Origin of the sequence: Christensenella minuta (assembly GCF_003628755.1) — a bacterium.
Taxonomy (GTDB): domain Bacteria; phylum Bacillota; class Clostridia; order Christensenellales; family Christensenellaceae; genus Christensenella; species Christensenella minuta.
Map to the genome: position 1 here is coordinate 1,139,814 of NZ_CP029256.1, position 20,013 is coordinate 1,159,826.

19 protein-coding genes are annotated in these 20,013 nt (G+C 51.9%); 6 read left to right on the plus strand and 13 right to left on the minus strand.

The window, feature by feature from the left end; translation table 11 throughout:
* The 6 genes from B1H56_RS05455 to B1H56_RS14495 form a co-directional block, all read right to left on the minus strand.
* On the minus strand, positions 1-1,086 hold the full coding sequence (locus B1H56_RS05455) for an iron-containing alcohol dehydrogenase family protein (protein ID WP_066518086.1): 1,086 nt from the start codon (positions 1,084-1,086) through the stop codon (positions 1-3).
* A 22-nt stretch (positions 1,087-1,108) separates the two neighbouring features.
* Positions 1,109-1,543: an RbsD/FucU family protein gene (locus tag B1H56_RS05460; RefSeq protein ID WP_066518083.1), complete on the minus strand. Its 435-nt coding sequence runs from the start codon at positions 1,541-1,543 to the stop codon at positions 1,109-1,111.
* Positions 1,544-1,586: 43 nt separating this feature from the next.
* Positions 1,587-2,498, minus strand: coding sequence for a cysteine synthase A (gene cysK, locus B1H56_RS05465; RefSeq protein WP_066518079.1), 912 nt, complete (start codon positions 2,496-2,498; stop codon positions 1,587-1,589).
* Between the two features lie 6 nt (positions 2,499-2,504).
* Complete coding sequence (gene metA / locus B1H56_RS05470) at positions 2,505-3,431, minus strand: homoserine O-acetyltransferase MetA (RefSeq protein WP_066518071.1); 927 nt, start codon at positions 3,429-3,431, stop codon at positions 2,505-2,507.
* Between the two features lie 189 nt (positions 3,432-3,620).
* On the minus strand, positions 3,621-5,891 hold the full coding sequence (locus B1H56_RS05475; RefSeq protein ID WP_066518061.1) for a hypothetical protein: 2,271 nt from the start codon (positions 5,889-5,891) through the stop codon (positions 3,621-3,623).
* Positions 5,892-6,013: 122 nt separating this feature from the next.
* The gene (locus tag B1H56_RS14495) at positions 6,014-6,202 is read right to left on the minus strand and encodes a hypothetical protein (protein WP_162938961.1); all 189 of its coding nucleotides are present in this window, start codon (positions 6,200-6,202) and stop codon (positions 6,014-6,016) included.
* 228 nt (positions 6,203-6,430) lie between these two features.
* On the opposite strand from B1H56_RS14495, the gene epsC reads away from it, so the two are divergent.
* A complete protein-coding gene (gene epsC / locus B1H56_RS05485) occupies positions 6,431-7,342 on the plus strand; it encodes a serine O-acetyltransferase EpsC (protein ID WP_066519222.1) in 912 nt (303 codons plus the stop codon).
* A gap of 89 nt (positions 7,343-7,431) precedes the next feature.
* Here the strand turns inward: epsC and pdxT are convergent, their stop codons facing one another.
* Together pdxT and pdxS are read right to left on the minus strand one after the other, a co-directional pair.
* Positions 7,432-8,052 carry a pyridoxal 5'-phosphate synthase glutaminase subunit PdxT gene (gene pdxT, locus B1H56_RS05490; protein ID WP_066518057.1) on the minus strand — a complete coding sequence of 207 codons (621 nt, stop codon included), beginning with the start codon at positions 8,050-8,052 and terminating at the stop codon, positions 7,432-7,434.
* Positions 8,049-8,924: a pyridoxal 5'-phosphate synthase lyase subunit PdxS gene (gene pdxS / locus B1H56_RS05495; RefSeq protein WP_066518054.1), complete on the minus strand. Its 876-nt coding sequence runs from the start codon at positions 8,922-8,924 to the stop codon at positions 8,049-8,051. The genes pdxT and pdxS overlap by 4 nt, the downstream gene beginning before the upstream one ends.
* A gap of 130 nt (positions 8,925-9,054) precedes the next feature.
* On the opposite strand from pdxS, the gene pdxR reads away from it, so the two are divergent.
* The 3 genes from pdxR (at position 9,055) to B1H56_RS05510 (ending at position 12,341) form a co-directional block, all read left to right on the plus strand.
* Positions 9,055-10,449 carry a MocR-like pyridoxine biosynthesis transcription factor PdxR gene (gene pdxR, locus B1H56_RS05500; RefSeq protein ID WP_066518052.1) on the plus strand — a complete coding sequence of 465 codons (1,395 nt, stop codon included), beginning with the start codon at positions 9,055-9,057 and terminating at the stop codon, positions 10,447-10,449.
* A 78-nt stretch (positions 10,450-10,527) separates the two neighbouring features.
* The gene (locus tag B1H56_RS05505) at positions 10,528-11,880 is read left to right on the plus strand and encodes an MATE family efflux transporter (RefSeq protein ID WP_066518051.1); all 1,353 of its coding nucleotides are present in this window, start codon (positions 10,528-10,530) and stop codon (positions 11,878-11,880) included.
* Positions 11,877-12,341, plus strand: a complete 465-nt coding sequence (locus tag B1H56_RS05510) for a MarR family winged helix-turn-helix transcriptional regulator (protein WP_066518050.1) — start codon at positions 11,877-11,879, stop codon at positions 12,339-12,341. Before B1H56_RS05505 ends, B1H56_RS05510 begins: the two co-directional genes overlap by 4 nt.
* Before the next feature lie 91 nt (positions 12,342-12,432).
* Here B1H56_RS05510 and B1H56_RS05515 read toward each other — a convergent pair whose 3' ends face one another.
* The 3 genes from B1H56_RS05515 to B1H56_RS05525 form a co-directional block, all read right to left on the minus strand.
* On the minus strand, positions 12,433-13,779 hold the full coding sequence (locus B1H56_RS05515) for a hemolysin family protein (RefSeq protein ID WP_066518046.1): 1,347 nt from the start codon (positions 13,777-13,779) through the stop codon (positions 12,433-12,435).
* A gap of 123 nt (positions 13,780-13,902) precedes the next feature.
* Positions 13,903-15,189, minus strand: coding sequence for a UDP-N-acetylglucosamine 1-carboxyvinyltransferase (locus tag B1H56_RS05520; protein ID WP_066518045.1), 1,287 nt, complete (start codon positions 15,187-15,189; stop codon positions 13,903-13,905).
* A gap of 188 nt (positions 15,190-15,377) precedes the next feature.
* Complete coding sequence (locus tag B1H56_RS05525) at positions 15,378-16,319, minus strand: magnesium transporter CorA family protein (RefSeq protein WP_066518043.1); 942 nt, start codon at positions 16,317-16,319, stop codon at positions 15,378-15,380.
* Between the two features lie 283 nt (positions 16,320-16,602).
* Between B1H56_RS05525 and B1H56_RS05530 the strand changes: the two genes are divergently transcribed.
* Together B1H56_RS05530 and lepB are read left to right on the plus strand one after the other, a co-directional pair.
* Positions 16,603-16,794, plus strand: coding sequence for a DUF951 domain-containing protein (locus B1H56_RS05530; RefSeq protein WP_066518040.1), 192 nt, complete (start codon positions 16,603-16,605; stop codon positions 16,792-16,794).
* Positions 16,784-17,761 (plus strand): signal peptidase I, encoded by a 978-nt coding sequence (gene lepB, locus B1H56_RS14830; RefSeq protein WP_082771131.1) that lies wholly within the window; start codon positions 16,784-16,786, stop codon positions 17,759-17,761. Before B1H56_RS05530 ends, lepB begins: the two co-directional genes overlap by 11 nt.
* A gap of 168 nt (positions 17,762-17,929) precedes the next feature.
* Here the strand turns inward: lepB and B1H56_RS05540 are convergent, their stop codons facing one another.
* Positions 17,930-18,964 carry a DUF4432 family protein gene (locus B1H56_RS05540; protein WP_121418971.1) on the minus strand — a complete coding sequence of 345 codons (1,035 nt, stop codon included), beginning with the start codon at positions 18,962-18,964 and terminating at the stop codon, positions 17,930-17,932.
* A 15-nt stretch (positions 18,965-18,979) separates the two neighbouring features.
* On the minus strand, positions 18,980-20,005 hold the full coding sequence (locus tag B1H56_RS05545) for an amidohydrolase family protein (protein WP_066518031.1): 1,026 nt from the start codon (positions 20,003-20,005) through the stop codon (positions 18,980-18,982).
* Between the last annotated feature and the right edge of the window lie 8 nt (positions 20,006-20,013).

The following is a 20,013-nucleotide window of genomic DNA, read 5'->3' on the forward strand; positions in this document are numbered from 1 at the left end:
TCAGCCAAGCAGCGAGGCGAAATAAATATTTAAAATATCGCTTTTCGTGATAGGCTTTGCATTTTTTTTCCTGATCGCCGCCTGTGCAGAAATATCGGTATATTGCTCAAGCTCCTCTTTACTGATTTCCGGCTTTCCGGGCAGCAGTCCGCCGATCATATCCTTGAATCCTTCTACACCGTTCACCTTTAGAAGAGTACACATGCGGTCAATCTTTTCTCTTTTCGCATCGTAAGAAAAGGCTACGTATTCGCCGAGTGTAAGTGCGCAGGCACGGCCGTGCGGCACATTTTTTTGAACGGTAAGCGGATATCCAAGCGTATGTACGGCCGACGTTCCCGCCATATTAATGACGATGCCCCCAAGTGTCGCCGTAAAAAGCATCAGTTCGAGCTCGTCCTTGGTAAAGCTGCGCTTATTGAGCGCAGCCTTATAAAGCGCAAAATTGGCAAACGCGCGTTCCGCAAACAATTCCGTTGCCCAGGAATCGTGGATCAGATAGCCCTCCACGCAATGCGAAAGCGCATCGAGCGCCGTATCCACCGCAACCTGAGACGGCAGCGTTTCCAGATATCTTGCATCCAAAAAAGCGATGGCCGGATGCAAATCCGGGCTGAGAAAGGATTTCTTGGTGTCCCCGACCTCGAGCACGGATATATTCGTAACCTCGCTTCCTGTGCCGCACGTCGTGGGCACCGCGATAATCGGGAGCGGCTTTACCTCGTAATTTTTATTATACAGCTCCATTGCGCCGATATCGTTTACCGCAAGCACGGCGACACCCTTTGCCGCATCCATCGCGCTGCCGCCGCCAACCGCCACGACAAAATCAAACCCCGGCGCGTAGCCGAGCAGAGCCGCGACATCTTCCGGCGAAGGATTCGGCGGCACGTTATCGCAAACGTGATAGGAAATCCCTTGTCTTTCAAGCATTTTTACGACATCTGCAAGCGCGCCGTTTTTGCCCGCCGACCCTGATTTGACGATTACCGCGCGTTTCCCAAACGAAGGGAACAGGGCTGCATTTTTACCGATACAATCTTTTCCCACAATAATCTGTGTGGGGATCTGCAACTGGAATTCCATTACGATAGCCTCCCCGCCGGATTCATTTGAAAATAACGCCCTTTTTCAGGATAATATTGGAATATCCCTCATACTCGCCCGTTGCAACGATCGCATAGCATTCCTTTGCGCGGTCGTAAAAATCAAAACGCTCTACTTTCTCAAAACCATGTTTAAACGCGCCCGCAAAGTCGTTTTCACGGATGATCTTATCATATTTTCCCCACACGGCAGGTTCATTCCCTACCGGCGCATCCATCAGCACGCACGGTTTCTGCACGAAAGAATCGAGCGGCAGAAGCTGCAGCACGGCATCAAGCAGTTCCGTGATTTTATGGCCGTCCGCGCGGATCACCCGCTGTCCCATGGAATCCGCGGGGAAATTCGCGTCGCCGAAGCAAATTTCGTCGCCATGTCCCATATTCATAAGCGCATACATGAGTTCGGGAGAAATAATATCCGGTATATTCTTTAACATGATAACAACACTCCTTTATTATAGTCTTATGTCAGAGCAGGGATCATTCTCCTGCAAACAGGTCCGTGGAAAGATAGCGTTCCCCAGTGTCCGGAAGAACGGCCACAATCTTTTTGCCTGCGTTTTCCGGCCTCCCGGCAAGCTTTATCGCTGCCGCCAGCGCCGCGCCCGATGATACGCCGCATAGCACGCCTTCCTTTCCGGCAAGCATGCGGGCCGCTTTATACGCTTCCTCCGCAGTTATCTGTATCACCTCGTCGATCAGCTCACGCTTCAGTATTTTGGGAACAAATCCCGCGCCGATTCCCTGTATCTTATGGGCAGCCGCCTTCCCGCCGGAAAGCACGGGGCTCTCCGCCGGCTCCACCGCCACGATCTTTACATCCGATAATTTTTCCTTGAATGCTTCCGCGCAGCCGGTAATCGTTCCGCCCGTTCCTACGCCCGCCACAAAGATATCGACGTCATCCACAAGGTCGCGCATAATCTCGACCGCCGTAGTTTCGCGGTGTGCCTGCGCATTGGCTGGATTCTCGAACTGGCCCACCATATAGCCCTTTTCTTTCTCACAAATCTCCCGCGCTTTCTTGATCGCGCCGCGCATGCCTTCCGCGGCAGGCGTAAGCACAAGCTCCGCGCCAAGCGCCGCAAGCAGGTTCCTGCGTTCCACGCTCATGGATTCGGGCATCGTAATAATCAGACGAAGCCCAAGGCAAGTACAAATATAGGCAAGCGCGATTCCCGTATTCCCGCTTGTGGATTCTACGATCACCGTACCATCTGAAATGAGTCCTTTCTCTATCCCGTCTTTTACCATGTAATAGGCTGCGCGGTCTTTCACGCTCCCCTGTGGATTGAAGGATTCTAGCTTTGCCCAGATGGCCGGGTTGATGTGGTTCAACTGCAAAAGCGGTGTATTCCCGATCAGGTCTGTCAGTTGCTTTGCCAATTTCATTGTTCGTCACTCCTCGTTCTGAATTGCCTGGAGATCATATGGTGTCTCCTGATATACATAATAGTTCAGCCAGTTGTTGAATAATAAATTCGCATGCCCGCGCCAGCGGACAAGCGGCGGTTTCTTCGGATCGTTATCCGCAAAATAATTTGCAGGCATGGGAACGTCCATCCCTTTCGCCAGATCGCGCACATATTCTGTTTTCAGCGTATTCGCATCATATTCCGGATGCCCCGTCACAAAGATCTGGCGTCCTTTCTTTGCCGAAACAAGATAAAGCCCGTTTTCCCCGAATTCACACAGTATGTTGAGCTCGGGCCGCCCTTCCACGTCAGACATCCTGACATAGCTGTGGCGGGAATGCGGCGCCCAGAACACATCGTCAAACCCACGCATGAGCGGGCTGTTGTTATCCGTCCGTTTATGCAGGTATATCCCCGAAAGTTTCTGTTCCAGCGGATATTTGGGAATACCGTAATAATAATAAAGCCCCGCCTGTGCCGCCCAGCAGATGTGCATCGTGGAGTAGACGTTTTTGCGGCTCCAGTCCATAATTTCCTTCAGCTCGTCCCAATAAGTCACATGCTCAAACGGAATTTGCTCCACTGGAGCGCCCGTGATAATCAGGCCGTCGAACTTCTGATCCTTCACGTCTTCAAAGGTTTGATAAAACGCGTTCAAATGTTCGATCGGCGTATTTTTAGACACATGGGTGGCCGGATGCAGCAGCACGATCTCAATCTGCAGCGGTGAGTTTGCAAGCAGGCGCATCAGCTGCGTCTCCGTCTGTTCTTTGGTGGGCATAATGTTAAGGATCGCGATCCTGAGTGGACGGATGTCCTGTGTTTCCGCACGCTCGAAGGGCATTGTGAATATGCCCTCCTGCGCCAATACTTTTGCCGCGGGCAACTGACTATTGATATTAATAGGCATATCCGCATACCTCCTTCTTTCCGGTTTGGAAAAGTCTTTTGACCTCCAGACAAGTCATAATATATGAATTATACCATATCAACTAATATTTTTGTCAAAAAAGCGGCGGGGAAACCTGAAAATATTTTATAGGCCACAAAAAGCAAAATATCCGCAGAGCGTTCTGCGGATATTTTGTGAGAAACCCGTTTAGGTCATCCGGCTATTCTTGTTTTTCCGCCGTTTTAAAACTGTGCCGCCCACTGATCCTACCCCCATAAGAACCGCTGATACAGTCCAAAACACGATGCTGCTGCTATCCCCCGTCTTCGGTGCTTCCGCATCAGAAGCTGCCGTATCCGTACCATCATTTGGGGCGGGGATTTCGGCCGCCGCCTTGCTATAGCCGCAGACCGTACACGTTTCATGCTGCAAGCCGGGCGCCTGCACGGACGCTTCCCTGTCAGTTACCCATGCAAAATTATGCGCGGCTTTTGACGCCTGTTCACCGCAGACAGAGCATTCGTGCCAATGACTTTCGGCATCGTTTTTCCATTCCTGTGAATAAGAATGTCCGGAAACCGCCAATATTTTTTGCACCCTCGAAAGTTCTTCCCCACAGTTCGCGCAATAGACTACGCTGTCATAGCTCCCCTCCGACGTGCAGGTTGGTTCTATGCGATTCTCCTCAACCGCTTGAGATTCTTTGTGCATCGGAATAACTGCATTCCCTTGGACCGGAAAAAGCGCAGTACAGACACTGTAAGCTGCTCCATTATTCCTGATCGCAGTATCGGCCGTTTCTTCTACGCTCCTCCAATTTACAATGGTCCCCGTATTGACCGCCTTCTCTCCGTTTAACCTCCATATTCCGTGATTAATAAGCTTCCCTTCGATACTAACCGAGGCGGCTTCCGTAATATCCAGCACCGCATCTTCGGCAACGGTGGCTTCGGCGCCTTCATCGACTGTAAATAATTTCCCCTCCATCACGTCACCAACCGCTGCCATATATTCTTTTAAGAACGTGAATGTTCCTAAAACCGTAACATTCTTTTTCCCATTGAAAAGCTGGACTCCATTTACTGCAGAGCCCTCATCTATCGTGCACCCGGATTCCGCAGGCATATAGCAGACAAAAGTACAGTTTTGTCCATTCACAGCAGAGCCGTTCGATGCCTCTATCTTATCGGCCGCATAAATCCCATACCGGGTCTTTGCAGGGAAATCCAACGTGCTGGAGTTCAAATAGACACTGTCGGCCAGCGCCATGATTCCATAATAAGCCGAATCCAACGACAGTTGGCAGTCTGTCAAAGTAATCGAACCTTTCGCTCTTTGCGCAGTAATACCAACTCCCTGTGCACCTCCCGATGCAACCGTGCCTTTGCACCCCGTCAGGGCGACCGTGCTCCACTGGCAAACAATGGCGGCGGTTTCATCCCCACGGATGTCGAGCGTGCAATTTTCTATATTTAACGGTTTATTGCTGGATTGGATGCCCGTAGAAGCCGCATCAATCGTAATGCTGCAATTCCGAATATCAACTCTTCCGGTTGCAGCCCCGATACCGGCGTATGTCTTTTTATTGTTTTCCGTTCCCTTTTGCGAACTTAAATCAATATTGGAATCTTCTATCAAAAGGCCGCCGCCTGCGCGGATGCATCCAAAGGTAAAGCTTGACATCGTTCCGTCGCTTACCTTTTCCTCCGACGCTTCGGTAGAACGGATCCCTACCGTTAAATTACAATTCTGAACCGCAACGCCGCCCTGCGCGTAAATTCCCTGTAAATCGCCATCGATGAGCAAGGAAGCTCCGGCGCCCTCCCCGCGCAGCGTTAGGCTGTCATCTGAATAACCAAAGGTATTCGCGCCCAAGGCCGAACCGTTCTGCGATATATCCGACGTTATGACGTTCGCACTTCCTTCCGCAAGCGCGACCGTAAGGCTGAAGCCCTCCGCATGTATTGCTCCGCCGGCATATCCATTCAGCGTAAGCGTATTGGTCCCGGGCTGAAAGCTCCATCCTTCCCCGGTCAGGGTCTCAAATGCGTTTATCCCGCCTACTGTCAGCGTTTGTCCTGCATACGCTGTTTCTTTTTTCGCAATTTGCGCTTGGGTGCCCGCTGAAGACACTTCTGGTTCCTTCTGCACTCTATTATCCGTTGCTATACCGGTTGATGCCGCTGGGCTTACGCTCCGGTTCTTTTCATTTTCTGTGATGCATGGTCCACTCTGTCCGTTTCCAAGAACACAATCCCCGGAAATTGTACAGGACTGCAAATCGCCGCTCTTTTCCTGCTCTGATATGTCCCCTTTGATTTCTTGCCGCTCCGTATATCCTGCCATTCCATGAGCAATATATGAATATTCCGTATCGCCCGGCATACCCGAAGCCATTGCCGTACAGGGAAGCATAGTTCCAACCACAGCAGCCGTCAGCATACATAAAAAACGTTGATATCTTTTATATTGTCTCATTCTCGATTCCTTTCCGCATAACGTTTTTCACTTTTTTTAAACAAAAAGGCAGAATCCGCCTATGCTAAACGCATCGGCAGATTCTGCCTTTTATTTTTAAAATCCTATATTAGCCGTGTGCTCTACAACAGAATGAATCTTGCTTGCTTGCTTGCTTGCTTGCTTGCTTGCTTGCTTGCTTGCTTGCTTGCTTGCTTGCTTGCTTGCTTGCTTGCTTGCTTGCTTGCTTGCTTGCTTGCTTGCTTGCTTGCTTGCTTGCTTGCTTGCTTGCTTGCTTGCTTGCTTGCTAAAGCATATCTTGCGCGCTTCATGTATGTCAAGTCCTTTTTTTGCTTTTTTGCAAAATTTTGCTTATGCCGACATATATTTTATCATTTCTACATTACTATTTCAACATTCATTACCTGCTTTTTGGGCGATAGAAAATCTTATTGTCGGGCGTCTGGCCTGAATCGGTTGCGCTTGGCGGCAGAAAAAACTATAATGAAATAAATTATGTTTTGCCGGCTGCAGGCTGGCGGCTTCACAGGGAGGAAAGTATGCTCAAAGATCTGAACGAACTGGCGATCCGCGATCTCGCCCGAGAAATCGTTTCTATCAATTCCCACAACATTACCGGGGAGACGATCAGCGGTTTTGGGATGAAACAAAAGGTCGCGGCTGTCGTCCGTCTGATACGCAGCGCGATGTTTCCCAATATTTATGATAATATGGTTGTAAAGGAATCCGCTCTTGAAAAAATTGTGGAAAAGCGGTTTCAGGAGGCGGCTGTCCTGCTCGACTGCATTATTGCGGAGGTTATGGTCAACCAGTGCCACCTGCAAAAAAGGGAACGTACTGATTGCGACAAGTGCAGGGAAAATGCCCGCAAGATCACCCTTCATTTCATGAAGCAGCTTCCGGAGATCGCCCGTCTCCTGAATACGGATATTGAGGCGGCCTATTGCGGAGATCCGGCGGCTGTTTCAAACGAGGAGATACTTTTGTCTTACCCCGGTTTTGAAGCGGTGAGTATCTACCGGCTGGCGCATGCGCTTTATGAGCGGCATATTCCGCTCCTGCCCCGTATTATGACGGAACAAGCGCACAGCGCGACGGGAATCGACATCCACCCGGGCGCGCACATCGGCGAATACTTTTTCATCGATCACGGTACGGGAGTGGTCATCGGCGAGACCTGTACCATCGGCAGGCACGTAAAAATTTACCAGGGCGTAACGCTGGGTGCAAAAAGTTTTGAGCTCGACTGCAACGGCAACCCCGTGAAAGGCGTAAAACGCCACCCCGATATCGAAGACAACGTCATTATTTATTCGGGGGCGACGATCCTCGGCGGCGATACCGTAATCGGCGAAGGTTCGGTGATCGGCGGCAACGTGTGGCTTACCCATTCCATAGAGCCGCATACCACGGTTTACAATTCCACCCCTTCCCCGATTATCACAAAATAGTATCCTGGCAAAACGGGTCCCGCATTCCGGCAGGGCCTGTTTTTATTCCCTTGTTCTTTCCGCTCCACACCCGGACGCGGCCCTTTCGCTCATGCCGGAACCGGGGAACCGCCGCGGTGCCCGCGCGTCTCTTTTTTCTGTCTGTATTCTCCTGCCATTTCGAGAAAAAGGCGATGGATCCGCTCATTATGGGCAAGTTCTGGATGGAATGCCGTTACCAGCATATTTTCCTGCCGTGCAGCAACGATCCGTCCGTCCACACGGGCAAGGACTTCCACCCGGTCTCCCGCGTCTACGATATACGGTCCGCGGATAAATACCATTGGGACCTCCCCGATGCCCGCAAATTGCGCCGCCGTCTCAAAGCTGCCGAGCTGCCGTCCATAGGCGTTCCGTTTTACCGTAATATCCATGCAGGCAAAGCATGGGGCGCCTCCCTCCACGCGGGCCGCAAGTAAAATCAGGCCCGCACACGTTCCGAATACAGGAAGTCCGTCCGCAATTTTATCGCGCAGGGGGGTAAGCAGCTTAAGGCCATACAGGAGTTTTGCCATTACTGTGCTCTCGCCGCCGGGGATCACAAGCCCATCCGGCTCCCATCCGTTAAGGTCGGCTGCCTTCCGTATTTCAAAGCATTCCGCCCCCAGATGCCGCAGCATTCCCGTGTGTTCCGCAAAGGCACCCTGAAGCGCCAAGATTCCTATCCTCATTTTCCCCTCTCCGCCATTAAGAGTTCGATTTCCTGGTCGTTGATGCCCACCATTGCTTCTCCAAGGTCTTCCGAAAGGCCGGCGAGCAGCCGGGCATCATTATAGTTGGTCACGGCCTGTACGATCGCGGCGGCGCGTTTTACCGGGTTACCGGATTTGAAAATCCCTGACCCGACGAATACGCCTTCCGCGCCCAGCTGCATCATCAGTGCGGCATCTGCAGGCGTCGCTATCCCGCCTGCCGCAAAATTCACTACCGGAAGCCGTCCGTTGACATGTATAGATTTCAACAGGCCGATCGGTACCTGCATCTGTTTGGCCGCCTCGTAGAGCTCATCTTCGGCAAGGCCTGCGATCCGGCGTATTTCACTTGTCATCATCCGCATATGGCGTACCGCCTGTACCACATCCCCCGTGCCCGGTTCTCCTTTGGTACGGATCATGGATGCGCCTTCGGCGATCCGGCGCAGGGCTTCACCAAGGTCCTTTGCACCGCACACGAAAGGAACGTCAAATTTTGTTTTATCGATATGGTAAATATCGTCCGCCGGAGAAAGCACTTCGCTTTCATCGATATAATCAATCTCGATGGCCTGAAGAATCTGTGCTTCTGCGAAATGGCCGATCCGTACTTTTGCCATGACAGGAATGCTTACTGCCTGCTGAATCCCGCGGATCATTTTTGGATCGCTCATGCGGGATACGCCGCCCGCGGCGCGAATATCCGCCGGGATACGCTCGAGCGCCATTACCGCACATGCCCCTGCGTCTTCCGCGATCTTTGCCTGTTCGGGCGTAGTTACGTCCATGATGACCCCGCCTTTGAGCATCTGAGCCAGATTCTTGTTCAGTTCATATCTTTCCTGTGTCATTTTCTGAATCCTTCCTTTCGTTGACAGCAATTTCATTTACAAGTATGATTATAAACAGAACTGATCTTGTTTCAACGGCCAGTTTTTGATTTTTTAACAATGCCAGTTGCACGGAAGGAGGGAGGCAGATGTGCTTACACCAATCTTAAAGGTAAACAAGAAAACCCCTATTTATGAGCAGCTCTATCATTACCTCCGTACGGAGATCGAGGCGGGACGCCTTTCCGAAGGCTTTCACCTACCCTCCAAACGCAAATTCGCCGCACACCTGAAAATCAGCCAGGGGACGGTGGAGGCAGCATATTCCCAGCTTTTGGCCGAGGGTTATATTTATTCCCTGGAGAAACGCGGATATTATGTGTGCCGCATGGAAGAAGGAACCCTGCTGCACCACAGCGCAAAAAAAGCCGCGCCATCCATCGTTATTCCCATTCAGGATGACCATCGCTTTGTCCTTTCGACCGGGCGCGTGGATACGGACCATTTCCCGTTTGCGGCATGGGCAAAACTGATGCGGGAGGTGCTGAGCATGGAAAGCGACAGCCTGCTGCGTCCGCTGGATCCCCAGGGAGACGCTTCCCTGCGCACGGGCATCGTCCGCTACCTGCACGATTTCCGTGGGATCGAGGCGGCGCCGGAGCAAATCATACTGGGCGCAGGCTCGGAATACCTGCTCAGTCTGATTACACAACTTCTTCCCCGTGAAAACCTGTATGCCATCGAAGATCCCGGGTATCGGAAGACGGAGCATATCCTACACGCAAACGGCATCCGCACCGTCCCCGTGCCGCTTAACCAGACCGGGATGGATGTGGACGCCCTGGAAGCATCCGGGGCGGATGTGGCGCATGTCACGCCCTCCCACCACTTCCCGCTCGGCATCGTAACGCCTGTCGGGCAGCGGCAAAGGCTGCTTTCATGGGCGGCGCGCGCGGACCGTTATATCATCGAGGACGACTATGACAGTGAGTTCCGTTTTTCTGGAAAGCCGATTCCCGCCCTGCAAAGCCTTGACGCGCAGGAGCGGGTGATTTACCTGAATACGTTTGCCAAGACGCTCGCCCCTTCCCTGCGGATCAGCTATATGGTCCTTCCGGCCCATTTGCTGAAGAAATACCGCGAAACCCTGCTCTTTTATTCGTGCACGATTCCCAGTTTTGAACAGCGCACCCTCGCCTTGTTTCTCGCCCGCGGATATTTTGAACGGCATCTGCACCGGATGCGTAAAATTTATAAATCACGGCGCGACGCTTTTATGGAGGGTCTCCGGAACAGCTGGGACAAGATCAATTTTTCAGGAGCTGATTCCGGTCCCCATCTTTTGCTGACCGTAAAAAACGGTATGTCCGAAGGCGAGCTGATCCGGACAGCTGCGGAAAAGAGCGTACAGCTCACTCCGCTCTCTTCTTACTATACAAACGGATGCACCTTTTCCCCCACTGTGGTCGCGGGTTATTCCGGCTATCATTCAGAGGAACTGCGCAAGGCTGCGCGCCTGCTCCGTGCGGCATGGTTTGATACTTGACATTTGAATCCTTCTCTGATAAACTGTACAACATCGTACTAATTAGTACGATGTTGTACTAATCGCATGAGGTGAAATATGCAGAAGGCCCCGAGTGAGAATCAATTTTTCCGGTACGTGCTTCCATCTATGCTGGCAATGCTCTTAAGCGGCTTTTATGCGATCATCGACGGCTTCTTTATCGGACATACCATCGGTGATACAGGGCTTGCGGCCATCAATATCGCGTGGCCCGTCGCCTCTTTCCTGCTGGCCGCCGGGACAGGTACCGGCGCGGGCGGCTCTGTGGTTATGACTACGCGCCTCGGAGAAGGCAAAAAAGAAAAGTCCCGGCAGGCGCTGGGAAACACGCTGTTCGTCCTGGCCGCTTTCAGTTCCGCCATGACGATCCTGCTCCTGCTTTTTTACAGGCCGGTCCTGCAATTTCTGGGCGCGGAAGGCGGCCTGCTTGCAGCCGCTGCCGAATATACGCAGATCATTGCCATTGGAAGCGCCTGCCAAATCCTTGGAACAGGCCTTGTCCCCCTGCTGCGCAACCAGGGAAAAACAATCTCCGCCATGACCGCCATGGTGTGCGGCCTGACCGCCAATATTATTCTCGACGCCCTGTTTATGATGGTATTCCATTGGGGCATGTTCGGCGCGGCATTCGCGACCGTAACGGCGCAGGCGCTCGTCGCGGTTCTCAGCCTCAGCATGCTGTTCCGCAGGAAAGAGGAACGCCCCTTCAGACGCGATTTATTTCCCCGCGGCAAAATTATCGCGCGGCTTATAAAGATCGGCCTCTCTCCTTTTGGTATGACATTCGCTCCCTCTATTATTATCATCCTTGCCAACTGGCAGTGCCTCGCATACGGCGGCAGCACCGTAGTGGCGGCGTATGCGGTCCTGATGTATTTCGTAACCTCCGTACAGCTGCTCCTGCAGGGCGTCGGCGAAGGGGTGCAGCCACTCCTGAGTTATTTCAACGGCGCGGGCAACCCCCAAAGCGTCCATAACCTGCTGAAAAAATCATTCGCCCTCGTACTTATCCTGAGCGCGGCCTTATGTACGGCCGCAGTCGTTTTCCGTGATACGATCCCCATGATCTTCGGATCGTCAGGCGAAACTGCGGTGCTCGTTTCTTCCGCACTCCTGATCGCCGCATTCTCCTTCCCCATGATGGGAATCACGCGGCTCGCATCTTCCTTTTTCTACGCAGTGCAAAAGACGCGTTATTCCATATTCGTTATTTACGCCGACCCGCTCGCGCTTACACCCCTGTTCCTGTATGTGCTTCCCCTGTTTTGGGGCGTAACGGGTATATGGCTTTCCATCCCTGCCGCACAGGGCATTCTCGCATGTGCAGCCGGCGTCCTGTTTATTAGTTATTTCCGTGGGCACGGAGGCGCAGCCTCTTTGCATCAAAACAATGGAGGAATGACCGGATGAAAAAAGACATGACAATTGTGAGCAAAGATATCGATGCTTATTACGAAAGCTGGTTCCGCATTAACCAGGCCTATTCCATATGGGCCCAGCAACGCGGGACGACCGACAATATGATGTTCGCCTTATATGAAATCCATTCCGCGAAAGAGGGCTGTACCCAACAGCAGCTCTGCCGGAAACTTTTTCTGCCCAAGCAGACGGTTTCCTTCCTCCTTTCAAAGCTTGAAAAACAGGGTTATATCGGGCGCAGCGAAAATCCCCGGGACCGGCGCAACAAGCTGGTATCCTTCACGGCGGAGGGCCGGAAATACGCGCAGAAGCTCCTCGGCGAGCTCGGCCGCGCAGAGGCGCGCGCATTTTTGAGCATGACCGCCGAAGAGCGCCGTAGCGTCGCCAAGGGCCTGCATTCCTTTGCGGAGGCGATCTCAAAAAGCTTTCTCGGGGATAGAAAAGAGCCGTAAGGAAATCCTTGCGGCTCTTTTCTATCCGGGGAAACAGGAAAAGAGAGATTTATATTGTGCTTTTATCCTGACCTCCGTATGTGACCGGTTCCTATTGCTTTTCTGAATCCTCCGCCGCCGGTTTCACCTCCGCTTTGGAAACAAGGGCCCATTCCACCCGTCGGTCCTCGAGCTTCTCGACACGGATGTGCAGGCCGTAGGCCTCCACAACGGGGTGGCTGCCGTCCTCGGGTATTGTGCTTAACTGGCTGTATACAAGGCCGCCCAGTGTATCGAAATCTTCATCCTCCGGCAGCTCTACATCAAGCGTTTCCGCAATTCGGCCGATCTCTGTTGCACCCGAAATGCGCCACAGCCCGGTCTTTATTTCTGTGATATCCTGCTCGTCCTGAGGATCGAACTCATCGTAAATATTTCCGACGATCTCCTCCAGAAGGTCTTCCATTGTCACGATCCCGCTCATCCCGCCGTATTCATCGACCACGACGGCAATATGGATCTTCTGCCGCTGCATCTCGCGGAACAGCACGTCCGTGTGAACTGATTCGGGCACGCAATAAGCCGGATAGATAATTTCTTCCAAGGGCTTCGGGCGCTCGCTTTTTTCATTGAGCAAATAGGCCCGCGTGGAAAGGATGCCGACAATATCGTCGATATCTTCATCGTAAACCGGAAAGCGGGATAATCCGCTTTCGCGGATCATCTTCAATATTTCTTCCGGCGGATCGTTTTTCCAGATCGCCGTTACATTGGTACGGTGCATCATAACATCTTTGGCCGTGGTATTGTTAAACTCAAAGATGTTTTCGATCATCTCCTTTTCCGCGGCCTCAATCGCTCCCTTTTCCTCCCCAATATCTACCATCAGACGAATCTCTTCTTCAGTGACGGCTTCTTCCTCCTCATTCGGGTTCATGCGCAGAAGACGCAGAACTCCGTTTGTAGAGGCGGAAAGCAGCCATATGATCGGTTTCATGACAATGGAAAGGGCGGTAATAACCCCTGCGGAAGCCCGCGCCACCTTATCCGGCTTTTGCATGGCAATACGCTTGGGAACCAGTTCCCCGAACACCAGCGTGAAATACGAAAGGATCAGTGTAATCAGAATGACCGCAATGGTGTTGAGCGTATCCGGAGAAATCGTGACTCCCTGCACATGAATCATCCACTCGGTGAGCTTACTGGCGAAATTATCTGCCGCAAACGCGCTTCCAAGAAAGCCGGCCAGCGTGATGCCAATCTGTATCGTGGACAGAAACCCCGCGGGCACCTCCACCATCTTCAGCATCTGTTTTGCCTTCTTATCTCCTTCCTCCGCCATACGGCGGACTTTGTTCGCGTTGAGAGAAATCACCGCAATCTCGGTCGAAGCAAAAAAGGCATTGATCGCAATCAAAACCACCTGCAAAAGAAGCTGCCATATTAAAGGGTCGTCCAAAAAAATATCCTCCTCATATCAATTTATAGTACCGATATTATAACATATGCCTTATGATTTCATATAAACACTTTCTAAACAAAAGAACCGAAGCACAGGCGCCCCGGTTCCAAAAAATACCGCTCAATACAGGTCGTCATCCTCTGTGTGCACGACTTCCTCCCGCCGGATATCCGCCCCGAGCTTGCGCATCTTGTCCTCAATATGGTCATATCCGCGGTCGATATACTTTACATTCTGGATTTCTGTCGTTCCGTCGGCCATCAGGCCGGCTACGATCAGGGCTGCGCCCGCCCGCAGGTCGGAAGCGCTGACCGGGGCGCCGGTAAGACGATCTACGCCCTCCACTACTGCAACGCGGTCTTCTGTCGTGATCTGCGCGCCCATACGGCGGATTTCTTTAATATGCTTGAAACGCGACTCAAAAATCGTTTCTGTAATCATGCTGGTGCCTTTGGCAGTGGAAAGAAGCACTGTTGCCGGCTGCTGCAGGTCCGTCGGAAACCCGGGATAGGGCATCGTGTTGATCTTGACCGCCTTCGGACGTTTATCACAGGTAACACGGATGAAATCCGCCCCCTCCTGAATGGTAACGCCCATTTCTTCCAATTTGGCCGTAAGTGCCTCCATATGCGTAGGGATCACATTCTTGATCGTTACGTCGCCGCGCGTGGCCGCCGCCGCAATCATGAAGGTTCCCGTTTCGATTTGGTCGGGGATAATCGAATAATTGCATCCGTGCAGTTTTTCCACCCCGGTGATGCGGATCACGTCCGTACCCGCGCCCTTAATCTTTGCGCCCATACATACCAGGAAATTGGCTACATCTACAACGTGCGGCTCTTTTGCCGCGTTGATAATGGACGTCTGCCCTTCCGCGCACACCGAGGCGAGCATTACATTAATGGTAGCGCCTACGGAAACTTTATCCATATAGATATCACAGCCGCGAAGGCCGTCCGGCGCATTCGCGATAACCCGCCCATACTCCGTTTTGACGTTCGCACCCAGCGCCTGCATGCCCTTGATATGAAGATCGATCGGGCGTTCGCCGATCGTACAGCCGCCCGGCAGGTTGATCTCCGCATCGTTAAAACGCGAAAGCAGCGCGCCCAGCAAATAGTAGGAGGCACGCATCTTCTTGACGAGATTCATCGTCACCTTGCTGGTATTGATATTGGTGGTATCCACCGTCATGGTTCCGTTTTCAAATTCCACTTCCGCACCGATCTCCGCCAGAATGCGCTTGATAATCAGTACGTCCGCAATATTCGGAAGATTCTCGATCACACAGATCCCGCGTGCAAGAATCGTGGCAGGCAGAATCGCTACCGCCGCGTTTTTGGCACCTGTCACTTCGATCGTGCCTTTCAGCGGTACCCCGCCATTGATCACAATTTTCTCTGTCATAAAATTGGATACTTCCTTTATTTCACAATTTTCTCAATTGTTTTTATTTTCCATTTTACCATCCAGGGCCGTTTTTTTCAAGCAGGCTTTCCATTTCCCGCCTTTCAGTCTGCCGCATCCGCTGTGCATAGCTGTTTTCCAGGTAAAAAAATGCAGCCGGGAGTCTTCGCGGCTGCGCAGCTTCTTGGCTAGAACATTTTCTTTTTCCACAGGAACCAAACCGCGATGCCCGTGCTGCCAAGGGCAATCACCGTCACCCACAAAAAACCGAGCGGATTGCCCGCAAACGGGATGCCGCCCACGTTCATTCCCCACAAGCTTGCAAACACGGTGGGAATGGCGAGGATAATCGTCAGGGAGGTCAATATCTTCATGACGATATTCAGGTTGTTCGAGATCACGCTTGCAAACGCGTCCATCGTTCCCGAGAGGATATCCCGGTAAATGGTCCCCATCTCGATGGCCTGCTTATTTTCGATGATGACATCCTCGAGCAGGTCAAGATCGTCAGGATACCGCTGGATCACCTTCGATTTCAGCATCTTCTCCAGCACGATCTCGTTGGACTTAAGGGACGTCGAAAAATAGACCAGTGATTTTTCCAGCCTCAGCATTTGGATGAGCTCGCTGTTTTTCATGGATTTATGCAACGCATTTTCCACCTGTGTGGAAGCCTTATCGATCTGCCTTAGATATTGCAGGTATTTTCCGGCGTTTTTATATAAAATCTGGAGCAGGAAGCGCGTCTTTTTACAGGTATCAAACCCGCCTCTCACATTTTTATTCCAGAAATCCTCAAGGATCGAGGTTTCTTCCAGACAAACCGTGACGATATTGTCCGCCGTGATGATGATGCCCATCGGGAGCGTGGTATACATAAAAGAATTGCGTTCCGCACTGACGATCGGAATATCCACCAGAACGAGCGTCTGGTCGTCCTCCGCGTCGATACGCACCGTTTCCTCTTCATCCAGCGCCGCGCGAATAAATTCATCCTCAATGTGCAGAGTATCCCGCACATGTACAAGCTCTTCTTCCGTAGGGTCGAGAAGATGAATCCATGCGCCCGGCTCTATTTTGTCGATCTCTTTAAAATTATTGTTTTCCGCAGAACTGAAAATTCTAATCAAATGCTTCACCTACTTTCAAAAGCAGGCAACGGGTCAATGGCGTAGAAATACCGTACGCATCCCGCTGTCCGTATATTTTAAGTTCGTTCGTTTAGGGTCTGCGTCCACGTATTTCTCACCTCCTGTGAATTGATAACATTAACCGTCCGTTTATCATTATATCCCTTGGCTGAGGGTTGTGCAAGTCTCATTTTGCGGGCCCCGCCGGAAATTCCTCTAGGATTTTCCCCCGCCATATAGTATAATAGATTGAATTAAGAATTTAACGGACCGGTATGGCAAAATGGCGGAAAAGGTTTCCTGTGGCGACATTGTCGTCATGCAAAAAAAGCATCCTTGCGGAAGCGATAAATGGCAGGTTTTGCGGACCGGCGCCGATATCAAATTAAAATGCCTCGGCTGCGGGCATATTGTGATGCTCGATTACGCGGCATTTATAAAACGGATGAAAAAGGTTTTAATAGATGAGCAATAACAGGGACTATAACGGGCCGCGCCGCGTGGGCCAGCGGAATATTCCGCATGAAGAGCCCGCGAAAAAATACGGGCGCAGGCTGAACGCTCCTTACGGGGAGCCGCATGAATACAAATCCGATTCCGACGCGCTTGCCGCCGGAACTGGCCGCCACGTTTTCCAGCATCATGCGCATACACAATATGAAGATGAACTTGAGGAACCCCTAAGTGCCCATTTTGACCCGGAGCCTCCTTTTGAAGGTCCTTATTATGAGGATGATTTGGACCCGGAGCCTTATTTGGAAGAGCCGGAGGAATTTTATGAGGAAGCTTCCGAGCCTCCTTTTAATCCCAACAAGGCGCGCAGGGATCCTTATCAGGAATTCGAGCCCCTTGACGACGACCTCGTGACCTATGATGAATTTGGACGCAAACGTAAAAAGAAGCGTATCCGCGAGGAAAAGCTGATGACGAAATCACGCGCAATCTGGGGCTGGGTGATTTCCATCATCGCGGCTGTGGCGATTGCCTTTATTGTGCGCACCTTCTTTTTTGAAATCATTGTGGTGGATGGCGAATCCATGCTCCCCACCCTCCAGTCGGATGAGAAGCTAGCGGTGGAAAAGGTCAGCCGCTATTTTGGGCTGCCGGAACATGGCGATATCATCATCGTCCACTACCCCAATATGAGCGGAACCTATGTGAAGCGCGTGATTGCCCTGCCGGGTGAAACCGTGGAGGTAAAGGACAGCACCGTTTATGTGAACGGCGAGCCTTTATCCGAACCGTATATCAACAGCGCCGAGCCATACATCGATATGGCCCCTGTAACAGTCCCCGAGGATACCGTCTTTGTGATGGGGGACAACCGCGCGCATTCCCTTGACAGCCGCACGGCCTACATCGGACCTATTGCCCGCTCCGAGATCGTCGGGCATGCGACGTATGTGATTTGGCCGCTCGACAATATCCATTCCGTGCAATAAAAGGCGGATTTAGGCAACATAAAAAGCACGGCCTTTTCGGAGGGCGCGCTTTTTTACCTATGCAGACCATATAGCCCCGGATTTTTATCCGCTGTTTTCCCTGTTTTTAAAAAACAAACGAAACCGAAGGGCCGTTTGCTCCTTCCCATGCCTCCGTTTCCGCAAGCCTTATTTGCTGTAATAGGAGAATCGGACCTGTGTTTCCCTGCGCTCTCCCGCACCGATCACGAGCGTCTGCCCGGTTTCCTGCGCAGCCTTGAAATCCCGGGGCAGGCTGGACCACGGCTCTACCGCAAGGGTATATGCCCTGCCGAACCACGGCGCGCTTTCATATCCGCCGTACATTCCCCATATCCATAAATAAGGAAAAATTTCTTTATCCCAGTTCATATGGACTCCGATATTTTTCTGCGGATTAAATATCCTATATTCGCCTTCGACAAGCCCGCCTGCTACGCACTCGAAATATACCTTTTCCTGCATGCCAGACACCTTGCTCACATCCACCGGCTTCCCGTTTTTTCCGGTAAGCAGGGGCCATTTCCCGCTCACTGCCCTGTCGAACGGGCAGTTTTCGCCGATCGTCCCCTGCGGCACGCTTACTTCCGGCGTCCCTGCAAGCTCGATCGTAACCCCTTTTTCGATGAACGGGAACCCGAAGGCTGGATGATGTCCCCACATGAATTCGAGCGGCAGCGACCCAGTGTTGGTCACGCTTTGGCTGATCGAAAATCCATAGGAATCTATCTCCAGCGAAAAAATCTTTTCCAAGCAAAACGGCGAGCGCATCATTTCCGCCGTGCAGGCAACGCTGACTATCCGTACGCTGTCTTCCAGTACGCTGCACTCCCATGGATAAATGCATGCCTCTCCGTGGGTGCCAATCTGTGCTCCGTAATAATCTGTGGGAGCGCCGTAGGTCGGGAAAAGCTCCTGCCAGCCCCCCGCATAGGCATCGATAAAGCTTCCTCCCTCCGCCGCCTTCGTTTTCGGATATCCCGCGGGCCGCAGCTCGTTGAAAGAATGCCACATGCAGTCGATATCCTTTTCCTTATGCAGTATCTCCACGATGTCCGCGCCCTTTCCGAGCGCAATCACCAGCTTTATCCTGTTGTTTTCCAGCGACGCCATCTCAACGCCATTTTGACTATAGCGCCGGACGCGGCATCCATAATTGCGCGTACGCGCTTCCTGTTCAAGCACCTTTTCTCTCCCGTTTCACTTGCCGAGGAGCTCTTTTGCGTTCCCGCCGAATATCTGTCCGGCCACCTCCGCGCCAAGCCCCAGCTTGTCGATAGTATCCAGGATATTGTTTACCTGTTCGTACACGTAAAACGTATATCCCGCCTCTGTTTTCCTGCCTTCGCTATGCGTGTTCCACGCAAAATCCTCGCGTGCAAGGTTTTGGTAACCTGTCTTTGTCCATGTCCGTTTTCCGTGCCATAGGAAGATCGGTTCGTCCGTCCCAAAGAGGATACGTTCGGGGGACAGTGTTGTGAGCGCAAGCTCATAGACCTCTGGATTGAGCACCGCCGCCGTATCAAAATACGGCCAATGGATATCTTCGCCCATTTTTTCGATTGCCTGGCTGAAATGATAAGGCGTAAAACAGCGTCCAAAATGCGCGATACACAATTTAATCTTTGGAAATTCGTTCCGTATCTCCTTCAGCTCGGCGACGTTGCGGTCGTCCGGCATACGGCCTGCACGCGGCAGGTGCATCATCACCAACATTCCAAGCTTTTCCGCCAATGCAAATTGACCGCGCGTCATAAAATCGAAAATGCCGACTTCAGCGCCTTTTTTCCCAGACACCATATCCGGATAGGGTTTCACGCCGGAAAAATTGTGCTTCTCCAGCATTTCCTCCACATACTCCACGCTGTATTCCGGCTTGATACACATAAAACCGCTGCGTACTGCCTGTGTGCGGATACACTGCGCAATATATTCGTTTGACGCTTCAATATCCGCCTCCCTGATCGGAAATGCAAAAGCATTGATCTCATATTTGATTCCCGGGAACATCGTATCGAAATAATACCGCGCGTCCTGCGCACTCATCACATAGCCGCACTGGAACGCCCAGTCGTCCATGATGCGCTCCTTCGGAACGTTTTTTACATGCTCCCATAGATTGACGTGCGTATGTACGTCAAACACTGCCCGTGGCAGGCGCGGGAGAAGTCTTTCTCCGTAAAACGCCTTATCCAGCGCAGTTTTTTCAAAATAATCGTAGCCCATTCAATCCT

Bases quoted from the DNA above. Each gene is read 5' to 3' on its own strand.
- B1H56_RS05460 (WP_066518083.1), bottom strand. From the start codon at position 1,543: ATGTTAAAGAATATACCGGATATTATTTCTCCCGAACTCATGTATGCG.
- cysK (WP_066518079.1), bottom strand. From the start codon at position 2,498: ATGAAATTGGCAAAGCAACTGACAGACCTGATCGGGAATACACCGCTT.
- B1H56_RS05545 (WP_066518031.1), bottom strand. From the start codon at position 20,005: ATGGGCTACGATTATTTTGAAAAAACTGCGCTGGATAAGGCGTTTTAC.
- B1H56_RS05505 (WP_066518051.1), top strand. From the start codon at position 10,528: ATGCAGAAGGCCCCGAGTGAGAATCAATTTTTCCGGTACGTGCTTCCA.
- metA (WP_066518071.1), bottom strand. From the start codon at position 3,431: ATGCCTATTAATATCAATAGTCAGTTGCCCGCGGCAAAAGTATTGGCG.
- lepB (WP_082771131.1), top strand. From the start codon at position 16,784: ATGAGCAATAACAGGGACTATAACGGGCCGCGCCGCGTGGGCCAGCGG.
- B1H56_RS05510 (WP_066518050.1), top strand. From the start codon at position 11,877: ATGAAAAAAGACATGACAATTGTGAGCAAAGATATCGATGCTTATTAC.
- B1H56_RS05455 (WP_066518086.1), bottom strand. From the start codon at position 1,086: ATGGAATTCCAGTTGCAGATCCCCACACAGATTATTGTGGGAAAAGAT.
- B1H56_RS05475 (WP_066518061.1), bottom strand. From the start codon at position 5,891: ATGAGACAATATAAAAGATATCAACGTTTTTTATGTATGCTGACGGCT.
- pdxS (WP_066518054.1), bottom strand. From the start codon at position 8,924: ATGACACAGGAAAGATATGAACTGAACAAGAATCTGGCTCAGATGCTC.
- epsC (WP_066519222.1), top strand. From the start codon at position 6,431: ATGCTCAAAGATCTGAACGAACTGGCGATCCGCGATCTCGCCCGAGAA.
- B1H56_RS14495 (WP_162938961.1), bottom strand. From the start codon at position 6,202: ATGAAGCGCGCAAGATATGCTTTAGCAAGCAAGCAAGCAAGCAAGCAA.
- pdxT (WP_066518057.1), bottom strand. From the start codon at position 8,052: ATGAGGATAGGAATCTTGGCGCTTCAGGGTGCCTTTGCGGAACACACG.
- B1H56_RS05530 (WP_066518040.1), top strand. From the start codon at position 16,603: ATGGCGGAAAAGGTTTCCTGTGGCGACATTGTCGTCATGCAAAAAAAG.
- B1H56_RS05520 (WP_066518045.1), bottom strand. From the start codon at position 15,189: ATGACAGAGAAAATTGTGATCAATGGCGGGGTACCGCTGAAAGGCACG.